The sequence below is a fragment of the Nocardioides daedukensis genome (assembly GCF_013408415.1).
In the GTDB taxonomy this organism is placed as follows: Bacteria; Actinomycetota; Actinomycetes; order Propionibacteriales; family Nocardioidaceae; genus Nocardioides; species Nocardioides daedukensis.
The window spans coordinates 668,919-684,680 of record NZ_JACCAA010000001.1 but is presented as its reverse complement, the minus strand read 5'-3'; the positions used below and the strand labels follow the sequence as shown (position 1 = coordinate 684,680).

Here is a 15,762-nt window from a genome sequence, read left to right as displayed (position 1 = left end):
CATGGCTAAGAGGCAGACCCGCATCCCACTGATGGCGGGCAACTGGAAGATGAACCTGAACCACCAGGAGGCAGTCGTCCTGGTGCAGAAGCTGGCCTGGACGTTGTCCGACAAGCGCCACGACTACGACAAGGTCGAGGTGGTGGTGATCCCGCCGTTCACCGACCTGCGCTCGGTGCAGACCATGGTCGACGGTGACCGGCTCAAGATCCGCTACGGCGCACAGGACGTGTCCACCCAGGACTCGGGTGCGTTCACCGGCGAGATCTCGGCCGGCATGCTGGCCAAGCTCGGTTGCTCGTACGTCGTCGTGGGTCACTCCGAGCGGCGCGAGCACCACGGTGAGTCTGACGAGATCGTCAACGCCAAGGCCAAGAAGGCCCTGGCAGCCGCGATGACTCCGATCGTCTGCGTCGGCGAGGGTCTGCAGGTCCGCCAGAGCGGCGAGCACGTCGCGTTCACCCTGGCCCAGCTCGACGGCTCCCTGGCCGGACTCTCCGCAGAGCAGGTCTCCGGCCTCGTCGTTGCCTACGAGCCCGTGTGGGCGATCGGCACCGGCGAGGTGGCCACCCCGGACGACGCACAGGAGGTCTGCGCCGCGATCCGCGCCCGCGTCAGCGAGGTGCACGGCGAGGAGACGGGTGCTGCGCTGCGCGTGCTCTACGGCGGATCGGTGAAGGCCGCGAACGTCGCGGGCATCATGGCGAAGGACGACATCGACGGGGCGTTGGTGGGTGGCGCGAGCCTCCAGGCCGACGAGTTCGGCGGGGTCTGCCGGTTCTACGACATGCCGGTGCTGTGAGCTCCGTGGTGCTCTTGCTGGTTCCGCGCAGGTGTGGGTTAGGGTTGCCGACGTGACTCTGCTCTTCACCATCATCCTCGTGATCACCAGCTCCGTGCTGATCCTCCTGGTCCTCATGCACAAGGGTCGCGGGGGCGGTCTGTCCGACATGTTCGGTGGCGGCGTCTCCAGCAACCTCGGAGGTTCGTCGGTTGCCGAGCGCAACCTCGACCGGCTCACGGTCGGTATCGGTGTCATCTGGGCGGCGACGATCTTCGCGCTGTCGCTCCTGATGGCCTACAACGGCGTCTGAGACTCGAGAGGAACTGACACGTGGCTGGTGCAGGAAATGCAATCCGGGGAAGCCGGGTCGGCGCCGGCCCGATGGGCGAGGCCGAGCGGGGAGAGGCAGCGCCGCGTCAGAGCGTGACCTACTTCTGCTCGCACGACCACCGTTCGGTGGTCACCTTCTCCAGCGAGGCGAACGTCCCCGACTCGTGGGACTGCCCCCGTTGCGGGCTCCCGGCCAGCCTGGACCAGGAGAACCCTCCGCCGGCACCGAAGATCGAGCCCTACAAGACGCACCTCGCCTATGTGAAGGAGCGCCGTTCCGACCAGGAGGCGGCCGACATCCTGGACGAGGCGATCGCCACCCTGCGCTCCCGTCGCAAGTCCGGCGACATCATCTTCTGAGGGACTCAGTCCCGCAGCGCCGCCCGCAGCTCCTGGCGGTCGGCGTCAGACCAGCCGTGGCTCGCCAGCCAGCCCTCGGGGCCGTCGTACTTCGCGTGCAGGGCACGGAAGAACCGCGCCATCGACTCGGCCTTCGGCCGCTGCCGTGACGGATCGCCCTTCAGCACCCCGGCGTACGTCGGCCGCGGAGCGAGGCGGGCGAGGATCTGGTCGATGCGCTGCGCGGACGCGGCGTAGTCGGCCACGATCGCGGACTCGGTGACCCCGGCGACCGCGAGGGCCATCCCGACCACGGTGCCGGTCCGGTCCTTGCCTGCCGCGCAATGCACGACGGTTGCCCCGGAGGCTTGGGTGATCACCCGCAGCGCGGCCAGCACCGACTCGGGACGGTGCTCCAGATAGCCCAGGTAATGGCTGGCCCAGTGGTCGTCATCGCGACGCGCGCGGTCGCGCTTGACCAGCAGGGCGTCCACCGGCCCGGAGCTCGCGTCCATGTCGGGCAACAGGGTCAGGTGGTGGTGCGCGACCCGGGACCACGCGTGCAGCGGCCCCGGTCCCTCCGACTCGACCTCGTGGTGACTGCGGAGATCCACGACATCGGTGAGGACCAGCTCCTCGACCAGGTGCTGCACAGCCGACGGTGAGAGGTCCTGGAGGTTGTCGGAGCGGAGCAGCCTGCCCTCGCGGATCGTGGTGCCGTCGGTGGTGGGCAGACCGCCCAGGTCGCGCATGTTGACGACCCCGTCCAGGTCGAGCCAGTTGATGGCGGCGGTCATCCGAGTGCTGACCCTGCCTGCCGGTCGAGCCACCACACGGTCTCGTTCTGCCCGGTGACGCCGCGTGCCGGGATCTCGGTCACGGATCCGTCGGCGTGGGCCGCGGCGACGGCGTCGGCCTTGCCTGCCCCGGAGGCGATGAACCACACCGCATCCGCGTGGTTGAGGGCCTCGAGGGTGAGGCTGATCCGCTGCGCCGGCGGCTTGGGGGAGTCGCTCACCGGCACCGTGAGGGCACCGGTGGTGGTCACGGCCTCGGAGCCGGGGAAGAGCGACGCGATGTGCCCGTCGGGCCCGATGCCGAGGAAGAGCACGTCGAACTTGCCGCCGCCCTCGGTACGCAGGGTCGCGGCGTAGTCCTCGGCGGCGTCCGCGAGCGCGAGACCCGAGTCGGTGCCGGGCATCTCGTGGATCCGTCCGGGGTCGGCCTCGATCTGGTCGAGCAGGTCGCGGCGGGCCTGGCGCGCATTGCGCTCGCCACTGTTCGAGTCGACATAGCGTTCGTCGCCCCACCAGAAGTCGACCTCGTCCCAGTCGACATCGAAGCCGTTGAGCGACGAGGCGACCTTGCGGTGCACCGCAGCGGCGATGGTTCCGCCGGTCAGCCCGACGACCGGCACCCGGCCCTCTGCCTGGATGTCGCTGAGCCGGGCGATCAGCGCCTCGGCGACGGCCTCGGCGAGGGACTCGGCACCTGGGTGGACCCGGACGTCGCTGCTCATCGCAGCAACCGTCCCAGCTCGGTGACGGCCGCCGGTTCGGCGAGGTGGATCCGCAGGACCGGGCGTCCCTTGGCCGCCAACACCTGGGCGTCGCCGACCGACTGGGAGCCGAAGAACTCCTGGAAGGTGAACTCGCGACCTGGAACCTCGAGGTCCTCGACCGGCTCGGTGGTGATCTGGAGATAGACCCCGGTGGCCGGTCCGCCCTTGTGGTACTGCCCGGTGGAGTGCAGGAACCTCGGCCCCCATCCGAACGTCACCGGGCGGGTGGTGCGGGTGGCGAGGGAACGACGTACGTCGGCCAGGTCGGCGTCGCGGTGGCGATCGAGGTAGGCGTGCACCGCGAGATATCCGCTCGCCGGGACGATGGTGCCCAGGAGCGTCTCGATCGCCTCGCGGGCAGTGGTCACCGTGCTCGGCAGCCAGTCACCCGCGTGGACCGAGAAGGAACCGTCGACGAAGCGCGGCGCCGGAACCTTGTCCGGTCCGTCCAGCATCTCCCGGGCCGCCTGCTTGGCGCTCTCCACGTCGGGCTGGTCGAAGGGGTTGATCCCGATCACCCGTCCGGCGACGGCGGTCGCGAACTCCCAGAGCTGGATCTGCGCGCCCAAGGGTGCGTCGACGGCCGCGCCGAACCCCGATGCCGGTCGTACGTCGTCGAAGGGGGAATCAGGGCCATAGCTGACCAGGATCGAGTCAGCAGTGCTGGGAGTGAAGTTGGGGGCGTCGACCGACCCGACCACGACGGGCAGCAGGCCGTGGCCGTGCTTCCCGGTGGACTCGGCCACGAGCTGCTCGATCCAGTCGCCCAACCCCGCGAACTCCGCACCGGCGTTGGCGAGCACGAGCTTGTCCACCCGCTGGGTGGCGGCCAGTCCGAGCAGGCCGCCGAGGCGGAGACCGGGGTTGTCGTTCGAGTCGAGCGCCAGCGCCGGGAGCAAGGCCTCGGCCTGGTCCATCAGCGCCTCGATGTCGGCGCCGGCCAGCCCCGAGGGGACCAGGCCGAACGCGGTGAGCGCGGAGTAGCGGCCGCCCACGTCCGGGTCGGCGCGGAACACCCGATAGCCGTCCACGGTCGCGCCCTTGTCGAAGGGGGAGCCGGGGTCGGTGACCACGATGATCCGCTCGGTTGGATCGATCCCGGCGTCCTTGAAGGCTGCTTCGAAGGCGCGCTTCTGGCTGTCGGTCTCGACGGTGCCGCCGGACTTGCTCGAGACGACCACGACGGTGCAGGTCAGGTCGCCGGAGGTGGCATCGCGCACCGTGTCCGGGTTGGAGGAGTCCAGCACCTCGAGCGGCACGCCTGCGGCCGCGCAGATCACCTCAGGGGCCAGCGAGGAGCCGCCCATCCCGCACAGCACCACTCGGGTCAGGCCTCGCGCCACGAGATCGGCGCGGAGGTCGGCGATCTCGGTGAGCAGCGAGCGGGAGCTGCGGGGCAGCGACACCCAGTCGAGCCGCTTGGCTGCCTCCTCCTCGGCTTCCGGGCCCCACAGAGTGGGGTCCTCGGCGGTGATCCGGCTGCCCACCTCGTCGGCGACGAGAGTCTCGACGGTGGCGGCGTAGGCCGACTCGTCGGGGAAGCAGAGACCCAGGTGGGCTCCTGGTCCGGAGTTATCGTCCCACTCCGTCATCGCGTGCTCCCGAGCTGACCCTTCACGGTCTCGACAAGTTCATCCCAGGACGCGACGAACTTCTGCACACCCTCGTCCTCGAGGACCACGAGGACGTCGTCGAAGTCGATGCCCACCCGCTCCAGTGCGGCGAACACCTCGTCGGCCTCGGGCTTGCGCCCGGTCACGGTGTCACCGGTGACCTCGCCGTGGTCGGCGAAGGCGTCCATCGTCTTCTGCGGCATGGTGTTGACCACCCCGTCCACGACGAGCTCGGAGACATAGAGGGTGTCGGGGTAGTCGGGGTTCTTCACGCCGGTCGACGCCCACAGCGGACGCTGCACGTTGGCTCCGGCCAGTGCGGTGAAGCGCTCGGAGGTGAAGACCTCCTGATAGGCAGCCCAGGCACGCCAGGCGTTGGCCAGTGCGGCCTTGCCGCGCAGCCCCATCGCCTCGTCGCTGCCGATCGCCTCCAACCGGGCGTCCACCTCGGAGTCGACGCGGGAGACGAAGAACGACGCCACGGAGTGGATCGTGGAGAGGTCGATGCCTGCTGCCGCGGCCTCCTCGAGCCCGGCGAGGTAGGCGTCCATCACCTTGCGATAGCGGTCGATGCCGAAGATCAGCGTCACGTTGACGCTGATTCCTCTCGCGGTCGCCTGCTGGATGGCGGGGAGCCCGGCCTCGGTGGCCGGGATCTTGATCAGCACATTGGGACGGTCGACCTTCTCCCACAGCTCGACGGCCTGCTCGGCGGTGCCCTCGGTGTCGTGGGCCAGGCCCGGCGCGACCTCGATGGAGACACGTCCGTCCTGCGGGGTGGCGGCGTGCACGTCTGCGAACAGGTCGCAGGCCGCGCGTACGTCGTCGGTGGTGAGCGCGGTGATCACCTCGTCGACGGTCCTGCCCTCGGCGCCGAGGGAGGCGACCTGGTCGTTGTAGCGATCGCCCGCACCGATGGCACCGGCGAAGATGGTCGGGTTCGTAGTCACGCCCACGACCGAGGAGTCCTCGATCAGCGCAGCCAGGTTTCCGGTCTCCAATCGCTCACGCGAAAGGTCGTCGAGCCACACCGAGACACCGGCGGCGGCCAGGGACTTGAGTCGTTCGGACATTCTGTTCCTCCTGGGAATTCGGGTCGTTGACTGCCTCGGCCGGACACCGGCTCGTTCGGTCAGGCGCGCGCTGCGCTGATGCTCTCCTCCGCGGCGGACGCGACGGCCTCGGCCGTGACGCCGTACTCGTCGTAGATGCGCTGGTAGTTGGCAGAGGCGCCGTACTGCTCGATGGAGATGATCCGCCCGGCGTCGCCGACCAGCTCACGCCAGCCCTGCGCGATGCCCGCCTCGACGGAGACGCGGGCCTTCACGGAGACCGGGATGACGGAGGCGCGGTAGGCCTCGTCCTGCTCGTTGAACCACTCGATGCACGGCATCGAGACGACGCGCGCCTTGATGCCCTTGGCAGCGAGCTGCTCACGGGCGGTCACGGCGAGCTGGACCTCCGAGCCGGTGCCGATCAGTACGACGTCCGGCTCGCCACCCTCGGCGTCGATCAGGACGTAGCCGCCGCGGGCGACGTTGCTGGTGTCGGCCCAGCCGTCCTCGCCCCGGGGGAAGGTCGGCACGCCCTGGCGGGTCAGGCACAGGCCGGCCGGGCGATCGGTGCGCTCGAGCACAGCGAGCCAGGCGGCAGCGGTCTCGTTGGCATCGGCCGGGCGGACCACGTCGAGGCCGGGGATGGCCCGCAGACCGGCGAGGTGCTCGATCGGCTGGTGGGTGGGTCCGTCCTCACCGAGGCCGATCGAGTCGTGGGTCCAGACATAGGTCGCCGGGACGCCCATCAGCGCGGCGAGGCGCACGGCCGGGCGCATGTAGTCGGCGAACTGCAGGAAGGTGCCGCCGAAGACACGGGTCAGGCCGTCGAGCGTGATCCCGTTCATGATCGAGGCCATCGCGTGCTCGCGGATGCCGAAGTGCAGCACGCGGCCGCGGAGCGGGTCCCCGGTCCATTCCTGCGAGGAGCGGCTCTCGGGGATGAAGGACGGAGCGTCCTTGATGGTGGTGTTGTTGGAGCCGGCCAGGTCGGCCGAGCCGCCCCACAGCTCGGGCATCAGGGGCGCGATCGCGTTGATCACCTTGCCGCTCGCGGCGCGGGTGGCGACTCCCTTCTCGTCTGCCGGGAACGCAGGGAGCGCCGCGGCGATGCCCTCGGGCAGCTCGCGACGGCTGGTCCGTTCGAGGAGCGCCTTGCCCTCGGGGTTCGCCTCGCCCCAGGCGGAGAGACGCTCGTCCCACTCCTTGCGCAGCGCGGCGCCCCGGTCGACCAGGCCACGCGTGTGCGCCAGGACGTCCTCGGGCACCTCGAAGGTCTTCTCCGGGTCCCAGCCCAGGACCACCTTGGTGGCGGCGACCTCCTCGTCACCGAGTGCGCTGCCGTGGGCGGCCTCGGTGCCCTGTGCGGTCGGGGCCGGCCAGGCGATGATCGTGTCGAGCACGATCATGCTGGGCTTGTCAGTGATGCTCCGGGCGGTGGTGATCGCGGCGTGCAGGGCCGGGACGTCCTCGCTGTAGCCGGTGCCGCCCGTGGTCCAGTCGACGACCTCGACGTGCCAGCCGTAGGCCTCGTAGCGCTTGGCAACGTCCTCGGAGAGCGCGATGTCGGTGTCGCCCTCGATGGAGATCCGGTTGCGGTCATAGATGACCGTCAGGTTGCCGAGCTGCTGGGTCCCGGCGATCGAGGACGCCTCGCTGGCGACGCCCTCCTCGATGTCACCGTCGGAGGCGATCACATAGATGTGTCGGTCGAACGGGGAGTCGGCCTGCGGGGTCTCCGGGTCGAGCATGCCGCGCTCGCGACGGGCGGCCATTGCCATCCCGACGGCGTTCGCGATGCCCTGGCCCAGCGGACCGGTGGTGGTCTCGACGCCGGCGGTGTGGTGCACCTCGGGGTGACCGGGGGTCTTCGAGCCCCACGTGCGCAGCGCCTTCAGGTCATCCAGCTCGAGGCCGAAACCGCCGAGGAACAGCTGGGTGTAGAGCGTGATGCTCGAGTGACCGCAGGACAGGACGAAGCGGTCGCGTCCGCGCCACAAGGTGTCGCTCGGGTCGTGGCGCATGACCTTCTGGAAGAGGAGGTAGGCCGCGGGGGCCAGGCTCATCGCTGTTCCAGGGTGCCCGTTGCCCACCTTCTGGACCGAGTCCATGGCCAGGACACGCGCTGTGTCGACCGCCTTGCGGTCGAGCTCGGTCCACTCCAGGGCGGCGGATTCGGTGGTCAAGTGAGGATCCTCTCGTGACAGATGTGACGGCAACTCCGAGCCTACTCATCCCGAGGGATAGACTCGACCCCGGCTCCAGCAACTCCAGTCTTCTCCATCCGAGGTTTTCGTGACGTACGTCGGCCAGTCAGCTTCTGCGCGGCAGCAGGAGGGTGCGGCTCCTGCCGACCCCGAACGCGCCTCGATCTCCGATGTGATCGGTGCGTACGTCGGGCTGACCAAGCCTCGGGTCATCGAGCTGCTGTTGCTGACCACGGTGCCGGTGATGTTCTTCGCCGAGCGCGGAGTGCCCGACCTCTGGCTGGTCCTCGCCACCGTCGTGGGCGGCACGCTGTCCGCCGGCTCGGCCTCCACCTACAACTGCGTCTATGACCGCGACATCGACGAGCAGATGCGACGCACCCGTCGTCGCGCGCTGCCGCGCCACATCGTCTCGGCCACCTCGGCGCTGGTCTTCGCCACAGTTCTCGCCGTGGCCTCGACGCTGGTCCTTGGTTTCTTCGTGAACTGGCTCTCCGCGGGCCTGTCCCTGGGCGCCAACGCGTTCTACGTCTTCGTCTACACGATGCTGCTCAAGCGACGCACCACCCAGAACATCGTCTGGGGTGGGCTGGCCGGTTGCTTCCCGGCGCTGATCGGCTGGACGGCGGTCACCAACGAGCTGGCCTGGACCCCGGTCATCCTGTTCCTGGTCGTCTTCTTCTGGACCCCGCCGCACACCTGGGCGCTCGCGCTGCGCTATCGCGAGGACTACGCGAACGTCGACGTCCCGATGCTGCCCGTGGTGAAGCCTGCTGCAGAGGTCGGCCGTCAGATCGTCATCTACTCGTGGGTGATGGTGGCGACCTCGCTGCTGTTGTGGCCGGTGGCGGACACGGGCTACTTCTACCCGGCCTGTGCGGTCGTCCTGGGCGCGGTCTTCCTGGTCGAGGCCCACAAGATGTGGCGCCGGGCCAAGGGCAGCGACGTCCTTGCGGAGATCAAGCCGATGCGGCTCTTCCACAACTCGAACCTCTACCTCAGCCTGCTCTTCGTGGCCGTGGCGATCGACCCGCTGATCCACCTCGGCGGCTGACCCACGCTGATGTCGTCGGGCTAGGGGCGGTGCCCGGCTGCCCAGGCCAGCAGTCGACCGGTCCTGGTCGCCTCCGACGTGTGCGCCCGCGTGGCCAGCAGGACCCGGGCCAGGCCCGCGGAGATGAGGCTGGCGCCCAGCATGTGCAGGGCGACCAGCAGGACCGGCAGGTCGAGCGCATATTGCACCCAGCCGATCGTGCCCTGGAGCAGCTCGAGGGCCAGCAGGCTGCCGGTGACCACGCTCAGCCACCGGTCGCCGGCCCTGACGGCCAGCACCAGCAGGACGACGGTGAGCACGATCAGCAGTGTCACCGAGCCAGCGTGCAGCAGTGACGTCGTCTGCGGGTCGAGCCCGTTGCGCTTCGCGTCCAGGTCACCGGCGTGCGGGCCGGCCCCGGTGACGACGGTCCCGAGGTAGAGCACGACCCAGCCCACGGCGAAGATCGCCCACGCGGTGGCCCGCTGGCCTGCTCGCGCGGCCGGCCGGGTCGGGCTGCGCAGGTGGTCCAGCAGCGCCAAGCAGATCATGATGATCACCATCGACGACAGGAAGTGCAGGGCAACGACCCACGGGTTGAGGTCGGTGAGCACGGTGATCCCACCGATCACGGCCTGCGCGGGGATGTAGAGCCCGATCAGGAACGACAGCCGGATGGCGATCCGGTCCTTGGCGGCGACCGCGGCCAGGAAGCACAGGATCGCCACGGCGGCCAGCACGAAGGTCAGCAGTCGGTTGCCGAATTCGATGACGCCGTGCAGGCCCAGTTCCCCGTGGGCGCGGTAGGACGCCTCGGTGCACTTGGGCCAGGTCGGGCAGCCCAGTCCGGACGCGGTCAGCCGGACCGCTGCGCCGGTCACCACGATGCCGATGTTGGCCAGGATGTTGGCCACGGCCAACGGCCACAGGAACCTGGCCAGTGCCGGCGGTGCGATGCGCGAGGTCATTCCCACTTGCTGCTCATTCCCACTTGAAGGTCCTGCTGGCGACGACCGCGGCGAGCACGGCCCAGATCGTCAGCACCACGAACGCTCCTGCATTGGCCGTCTGGTCGATCAGTGCGTCACGCAGCACGTCGCCCAGCGCGGCGGACGGAAGATATTGGAGTACGTCGCCGGCCGCGCCGTAGGTGGAGCGGGGGAGGACGATCCCACCGCCCATCATCAGCAGCAGGTAGACGAGGTTGGCAGCGGCCAGGGTCGCCTCGGCGCGCATCGCTCCGGCCAGGGCCAGGCCGAGTCCGGCGAAGGCGACGGTGCCGAGCAGCGCACCGGCCAGGGCGAGCAGGAAGCCCACAGCGCCGCCGCCGGGGCTCCAGCCGAAGGTGAGCGCCACCGCGCAGATCACGATCGCCTGCAGCACCTGGACGCCGAGGAGGGCCAGCACCTTGCCCATCAGCAGGCCGAAACGGGGCAGGGGAGAGGCACCGAGCCGCTTCAACAGGCCGTAGCGCCGTTCGAACCCGGTGGCGATCGCCAGCGAGGTGAACGAGGTGGACATCACGGCCAGGGCGAGCACGCCCGGGGTGAGCATGTTCACGGCCGTCTCGTCGAAGTCGAGGCCGAGCCGGTCGGCGGCCAGGACCCCGCCGATGAGGGCGAGGACCGGGATCACCACGGCGAGCAACAGCTGCTCGCCGTTGCGCAGGATCAGCTTGGTCTCCATCCACGCCTGGGCCCGCACCTGGCTGGCCAGGGGCGCGGATCCCGGGTGGGGCGTGAAGAGGTCCTGCTCGGTGCTCACGGCTTGAACTCCCGTCCGGTGACCTGCAGGAAGACGTCCTCGAGGGTCCGTTGGCCCAGTGTCATCGACTCGGGCAGAACGCCTTGGTCCTCGCACCATCGGGCCACGATGCCCAGCGTGGTCGAGTCGGCCGGGCCGGTGATCATCAGACTCTGGGCGTTGATCGCGGTCACCTCGGTGTCCTCGCCGAGCGCCTTCTTCAACAAGTCGGGGGCGGACTCGGGGAACGGATCGGTGACGACCAGTCGGATGGTGGTCTGCTCGCGGGCCCGGGTCAGCTCGAACGGCGTACCGCTGGCGACCAGTCGGCCGCGGTCGATCACGTGGACCAGGTCGGAGAGTCGCTCCGCCTCGTCCATGTGGTGGGTGGTCAGCACGATGGTCACGCCGGCCTCGCGCAGCTCCTTGAGCAGCTCCCAGGTGGTACGCCGTGCCGCAGGGTCCATGCCGGCCGTGGGCTCGTCGACGAAGACGAGCTCGGGACGGCCGACCACGGCCATCGCCAGGCCGAGCCGCTGCTGCTGCCCACCGGAGAGCCGGCGATACGGCGTACGGCCGCAGTCACCGAGGCCGAGTCGTTCGACCAGCAGGCCGACCGGCAACGGGTTGGCGTGCAGCGCGGCGATGTGAGTGAGCATCTCCACGGCCCGTACGCCGGACCAGGCGCCGCCAGACTGCAACATCACGCCGATGCGGGGGAGCAGCTCACTGCGTGACCGGACCGGATCGAGGCCCAGCACGCGGACCCGCCCGCCCTGCGGGCGGCGGAATCCCTCACAGGTCTCCAGCGTGGTGGTCTTGCCGGCCCCGTTCGGACCGAGGACCGAGGTGATGCTGCCGCGCTCGACCCTCAGCGACAACTCGTCGACCGCGACCTTCTCGCCGTAGCGCATGACGAGACCGTCGATCTCGACAGCGGGGGAGGCAGGCACCGGGACAGTCTAGGAATAAGCAGGTGACGGCTGTCGGTGGGGATCCGTAGCGTGTTCAGCGATGACTTCCGGCGCTCGTCGGAGTCCACACCCTCGACCACCCATTCCCCTCCCACGAAACCCCTCCACTGGAGCGCCGATGACCACACCACCCGCGATCGAGGCAGACGGCCTCGTCAAGCACTTCGGAGAGACCGTCGCCGTCGACGGCGTCAGCTTCTCCGTCCCCGAAGGCACCGTGCTGGGCATGCTCGGGCCCAACGGCGCCGGCAAGACCACCACCGTGCGGATGATGACCACACTCACCACACCCACCAGCGGCACCGCCCGGGTGGCCGGCCACGACATCCTCACCGACCCACGTGCGGTGCGCCGGAGCATGGGCCTGACCGGCCAGGCCGCGACCGTGGACGAGCTGCTGACCGGCCGGGAGAACATCCGCCTGATCGGTGGCCTCTACGGGCTCTCCTCGAGCTATCTGCGCAAGGCCGGGGGCGACCTGCTGGAGCGGTTCTCGTTGACCGACGCCGGCAACCGGATCGTGAAGACCTACTCCGGTGGCATGCGACGTCGACTCGACCTGGCGGTCAGCCTGATCGCCACGCCGCCGGTGCTGTTCCTCGACGAGCCGACCACCGGGCTCGACCCGCGCTCGCGGGTGGAGCTGTGGGACGTCCTGCGTGAGCTGGTCCGGGACGGGACCACGCTGCTGCTGACCACGCAGTACCTCGAGGAGGCCGACCAGCTGGCCGACGACATCGTGGTGATCGACAAGGGCAAGGTGATCGCCCAGGGCACGCCGCTGCAGCTCAAGGATCGCTCCGGAGCCGCCGCGGTCGTGGTCACCGTCTCCCACGCCGCCGACCTGCCCGAGGCGGAGCGTCTGCTGCGCACCCAGGTCGCCGAGGTGCATGTCGAGGAGCCGGCCCGCCAGCTGACCGCGGCGGCCGAGGGCCTGGCCGACATGACCCGGATCGCCTCGGTCTTCGCCGACAGCGCGATCGAGCTCGACGACCTGGGCCTCAAGCGCCCAAGTCTCGACGACGTCTTCCTGCACCTGACCGGTCACCGCGCCGAGGACCCGACCGACACCCCTGATGAGGAGCTCATCGGATGACCGCCCTGGAACGCCCCGAGATCCGCGACACCGGACTGCTGCGACAGTCCCTGGTGATCGTGCGACGCAACCTGATCCACATCAAGCGCATGCCCGAGATGCTGATGGACGTCACCATCCAGCCGGTGATGTTCGTGATGCTGTTCGCCTTCGTCTTCGGCGGGTCCATCGCCACCAACGCCCCGGCCGGCTACCGCGAGTGGCTGTTGGCCGGGATCATGGGCCAGACCGTCGCCTTCGCCTCCTTCATCGTCGCTGTCGGACTCACCGCCGACATCGAGAAGGGCATCGTGGACCGGATGCGGTCCCTGCCGATCAACCCGGCTGCGGTGCTGGTCGGCCGCAGCATCTCGAGCCTGATGCACTCGAGCATCGGGATCGTCGTGATGTCGCTGACCGGGCTGGTCATCGGCTGGCGGATCCGGGGCAGCCTCGCCGAGGCCGTGCTGGCCTACCTGCTGCTCCTGCTCTGGGGCTTCGCGATGATCTGGATCGGCATCTGGGTGGGCTCGAAGATGCGCTCGGTGGAGGCGGTCAACGGGGTCATGTTCACCACGATGTTCCCGATCACCTTCCTGGCCAACACGTTCGCGCCCACCGAGAACATGCCCAGTTGGCTGCGCACGATCGCCGAGTGGAACCCGATCTCGGCCCTGGTCCAGGCAGTGCGGGAGCTGTGGGGCAACGCCGGCCCGGTGGCGGACGACGCCTCGCTGCCCTTGCAGCACCCGGTGCTGACCACCCTCATCTGGACCGTCGGGCTCACGGTCGTGGTGGCCCCGCTGGCGATCCGGACCTTCCGCAAGCGCACCCAGGATTGATCGGTTAGGTCACCCTTGCTTGAACCGGGTGCGGCATTAACGTCACACTTGTGTTGTGGAATTCACCCAGAGCTCCGTTGTCGTCCCTGAAGGGGACGCTCCGACGCGCGCTCGCGTGGTCCGCACCATCCTGGAACAGGGCCCCTCGACGGCGGCGCAGCTGGCCGACCGGCTGGACCTGACGCCGGCCGCCGTACGTCGTCACCTCGACCACCTCGTCGCGACCGGAGCAGTCGAGTCCCGCGAGCAGCGGGTCTACGGTTCGCGCCGACGCGGCCGTCCGGCCCGGGTCTTCGCGATCACCGAGACCGGGCGGGACACCTTCGACCACCACTACGACACGTTGGCGGTCGAAGCCCTGCAGTTCCTCGCCGAGCACGGTGGCGAGGAAGCGGTGACTTCCTTCGCACGCAAGCGTGCGCAGCAGATCGAGGACGAGTTCCACAAGCTGGTCGAGGCCGACGCCGGGCTCGACCCGGTCGCGGCCGTCGCCCAGGTGCTCAACCGTGGTGGCTATGCTGCCGCGGTTCGGGAACTGCCGATGGCAGCCCAGCTGTGCCAGCAGCACTGCCCGGTGGCCCACGTGGCCGCCGAGTTTCCCCAGTTGTGCGAGGCCGAGACCGAGGCCATCGGCCGGGTGCTCGGCCGCCACGTGCAACGCCTGGCCACCATCGCCCACGGTGATGGCGTCTGCACGACCAGCATTCCGCACACCCCGACGACGCTCAACCCCGACAACCGCGAGGAGTCTTCATGACCGCCACACCGAGCATTGACGAACTCAACCCCGAGCTCGAGGGCATCGGACGCTACGAGTTCGGCTGGTCCGACAAGAACGACGTCGGCGCCAATGCCAAGCGAGGCCTGAACGAGGACGTCGTCCGCGACATCTCTTCGAAGAAGGACGAGCCGCAGTGGATGCTCGACCTGCGTCTCAAGGGCCTCAAGCTCTTCGGCCGCAAGCCGATGCCGAACTGGGGCTCCGACCTGTCGGGGATCGACTTCGACAACATCAAGTACTTCGTCCGCTCCACCGAGAAGCAGGCGACCTCGTGGGACGACCTGCCCGAGGACATCAAGAACACCTACGACCGGCTCGGCATCCCGGAGGCTGAGAAGCAGCGCCTGGTCTCCGGCGTCGCCGCGCAGTACGAGTCCGAGGTCGTCTACCACGCGATCCGCGAGGACCTCGAGGAGCAGGGCGTGCTCTTCCTCGACACCGACACCGCGCTGAAGGAGCACCCGGAGCTCTTCCAGGAATACTTCGGCACCGTGATCCCGGTCGGCGACAACAAGTTCGCCGCGCTGAACACCTCGGTCTGGTCCGGTGGCTCGTTCATCTACGTGCCGAAGGGCGTGCACGTCGACATCCCGCTGCAGGCCTACTTCCGGATCAACACCGAGAACATGGGTCAGTTCGAGCGCACGCTGATCATCGTCGACGAGGACGCCTACGTGCACTACGTCGAGGGCTGCACCGCGCCGATCTACTCCTCCGACTCGCTGCACTCCGCCGTGGTGGAGATCATCGTGAAGAAGGGTGGCCGCTGCCGCTACACGACCATCCAGAACTGGTCGAACAACGTCTACAACCTGGTGACCAAGCGCGCCACCTGTGAGGCCGGCGCGACCATGGAGTGGGTCGACGGCAACATCGGCTCCAAGGTCACGATGAAGTACCCCGCCATCTACCTGATGGGTGAGCACGCCAAGGGGGAGACGCTCTCCATCGCCTTCGCCGGCGAGGGGCAGCACCAAGACGCCGGCGCCAAGATGGTCCACGCCGCGCCGAACACCTCGAGCTCGATCCTGTCGAAGTCGGTTGCCCGTGGTGGCGGCCGTTCCTCCTACCGCGGCCTGATCCAGATCAACGAGGGCGCACACGGCTCCAAGTCCAACGTGCTCTGCGACGCACTGCTGGTCGACCAGATCAGCCGCTCGGACACCTACCCCTACGTCGACATCCGCGAGGACGACGTCTCGATGGGTCACGAGGCCTCGGTCTCCAAGGTCTCCGACGACCAGCTCTTCTACTTGATGTCGCGCGGCATGGGCCAGGACGAGGCGATGGCGATGATCGTCCGCGGATTCGTGGAGCCGATCGCCAAGGAGCTCCCGATGGAGTACGCCCTCGAACTCAACCGGCTCATCGAGCTCCAGATGGAAGGCGCGGTCGGCTGATCCGCCCGAGACCTGTTCGCCACCGCAC

General features: G+C 68.9%; 16 protein-coding genes. 8 read left to right on the top strand and 8 right to left on the bottom strand.

All coding sequences use genetic code 11. The features are described from left to right. Position 1: 1 nt before the first annotated feature. From tpiA to BJ980_RS03415, 3 genes are read left to right on the top strand one after another with little or no spacing between them, the layout of a single operon-like run. Positions 2–802, top strand: a complete 801-nt coding sequence (gene tpiA, locus BJ980_RS03425; RefSeq protein WP_179500993.1) for a triose-phosphate isomerase — start codon at positions 2–4, stop codon at positions 800–802. Positions 803–854: 52 nt separating this feature from the next. Beyond that, positions 855–1,094 (top strand): preprotein translocase subunit SecG, encoded by a 240-nt coding sequence (secG, locus tag BJ980_RS03420; protein ID WP_179500992.1) that lies wholly within the window; start codon positions 855–857, stop codon positions 1,092–1,094. Positions 1,095–1,114: 20 nt separating this feature from the next. Continuing rightward, complete coding sequence (locus BJ980_RS03415) at positions 1,115–1,474, top strand: RNA polymerase-binding protein RbpA (protein ID WP_179500991.1); 360 nt, start codon at positions 1,115–1,117, stop codon at positions 1,472–1,474. 5 nt (positions 1,475–1,479) lie between these two features. On the opposite strand, the gene BJ980_RS03410 is transcribed toward BJ980_RS03415, so the two are convergent. The 5 genes from BJ980_RS03410 to tkt are packed head-to-tail and all read right to left on the bottom strand — an operon-like array spanning position 1,480 to position 7,865. After that, complete coding sequence (locus tag BJ980_RS03410; RefSeq protein ID WP_179500990.1) at positions 1,480–2,250, bottom strand: tyrosine-protein phosphatase; 771 nt, start codon at positions 2,248–2,250, stop codon at positions 1,480–1,482. Then, the gene (pgl, locus tag BJ980_RS03405) at positions 2,247–2,972 is read right to left on the bottom strand and encodes a 6-phosphogluconolactonase (RefSeq protein WP_179500989.1); all 726 of its coding nucleotides are present in this window, start codon (positions 2,970–2,972) and stop codon (positions 2,247–2,249) included. Before pgl ends, BJ980_RS03410 begins: the two co-directional genes overlap by 4 nt. Beyond that, positions 2,969–4,606, bottom strand: coding sequence for a glucose-6-phosphate isomerase (locus tag BJ980_RS03400; protein ID WP_179500988.1), 1,638 nt, complete (start codon positions 4,604–4,606; stop codon positions 2,969–2,971). Before BJ980_RS03400 ends, pgl begins: the two co-directional genes overlap by 4 nt. Further along, positions 4,603–5,700 (bottom strand): transaldolase, encoded by a 1,098-nt coding sequence (gene tal / locus BJ980_RS03395; RefSeq protein WP_179500987.1) that lies wholly within the window; start codon positions 5,698–5,700, stop codon positions 4,603–4,605. The genes BJ980_RS03400 and tal overlap by 4 nt, the downstream gene beginning before the upstream one ends. Before the next feature lie 59 nt (positions 5,701–5,759). After that, a complete protein-coding gene (tkt, locus tag BJ980_RS03390) occupies positions 5,760–7,865 on the bottom strand; it encodes a transketolase (RefSeq protein ID WP_179500986.1) in 2,106 nt (701 codons plus the stop codon). A 109-nt stretch (positions 7,866–7,974) separates the two neighbouring features. Here tkt and BJ980_RS03385 point away from each other — a divergent pair, with 109 nt between their 5' ends. Then, on the top strand, positions 7,975–8,940 hold the full coding sequence (locus tag BJ980_RS03385) for a heme o synthase (protein ID WP_179500985.1): 966 nt from the start codon (positions 7,975–7,977) through the stop codon (positions 8,938–8,940). Positions 8,941–8,960: 20 nt separating this feature from the next. Here the strand turns inward: BJ980_RS03385 and BJ980_RS03380 are convergent, their stop codons facing one another. From BJ980_RS03380 to BJ980_RS03370, 3 genes are read right to left on the bottom strand one after another with little or no spacing between them, the layout of a single operon-like run. Continuing rightward, positions 8,961–9,887, bottom strand: coding sequence for a COX15/CtaA family protein (locus BJ980_RS03380; RefSeq protein WP_179500984.1), 927 nt, complete (start codon positions 9,885–9,887; stop codon positions 8,961–8,963). A 13-nt stretch (positions 9,888–9,900) separates the two neighbouring features. Then, complete coding sequence (locus tag BJ980_RS03375) at positions 9,901–10,683, bottom strand: ABC transporter permease (RefSeq protein WP_343047670.1); 783 nt, start codon at positions 10,681–10,683, stop codon at positions 9,901–9,903. Next, entirely contained in the window at positions 10,680–11,615 is a 936-nt protein-coding gene (locus BJ980_RS03370) for an ABC transporter ATP-binding protein (protein WP_343047669.1), read from the bottom strand. The genes BJ980_RS03375 and BJ980_RS03370 overlap by 4 nt, the downstream gene beginning before the upstream one ends. A 139-nt stretch (positions 11,616–11,754) precedes the next feature. Between BJ980_RS03370 and BJ980_RS03365 the strand changes: the two genes are divergently transcribed. From BJ980_RS03365 to sufB, 4 genes are read left to right on the top strand one after another with little or no spacing between them, the layout of a single operon-like run. Then, positions 11,755–12,732 (top strand): ATP-binding cassette domain-containing protein, encoded by a 978-nt coding sequence (locus BJ980_RS03365; RefSeq protein ID WP_179500982.1) that lies wholly within the window; start codon positions 11,755–11,757, stop codon positions 12,730–12,732. Continuing rightward, complete coding sequence (locus tag BJ980_RS03360) at positions 12,729–13,553, top strand: ABC transporter permease (protein ID WP_179500981.1); 825 nt, start codon at positions 12,729–12,731, stop codon at positions 13,551–13,553. The genes BJ980_RS03365 and BJ980_RS03360 overlap by 4 nt, the downstream gene beginning before the upstream one ends. Before the next feature lie 55 nt (positions 13,554–13,608). Beyond that, positions 13,609–14,310 carry a helix-turn-helix domain-containing protein gene (locus tag BJ980_RS03355; RefSeq protein ID WP_179500980.1) on the top strand — a complete coding sequence of 234 codons (702 nt, stop codon included), beginning with the start codon at positions 13,609–13,611 and terminating at the stop codon, positions 14,308–14,310. Continuing rightward, positions 14,307–15,734 carry a Fe-S cluster assembly protein SufB gene (gene sufB, locus BJ980_RS03350; protein WP_179500979.1) on the top strand — a complete coding sequence of 476 codons (1,428 nt, stop codon included), beginning with the start codon at positions 14,307–14,309 and terminating at the stop codon, positions 15,732–15,734. Before BJ980_RS03355 ends, sufB begins: the two co-directional genes overlap by 4 nt. Positions 15,735–15,762: the final 28 nt, after the last annotated feature.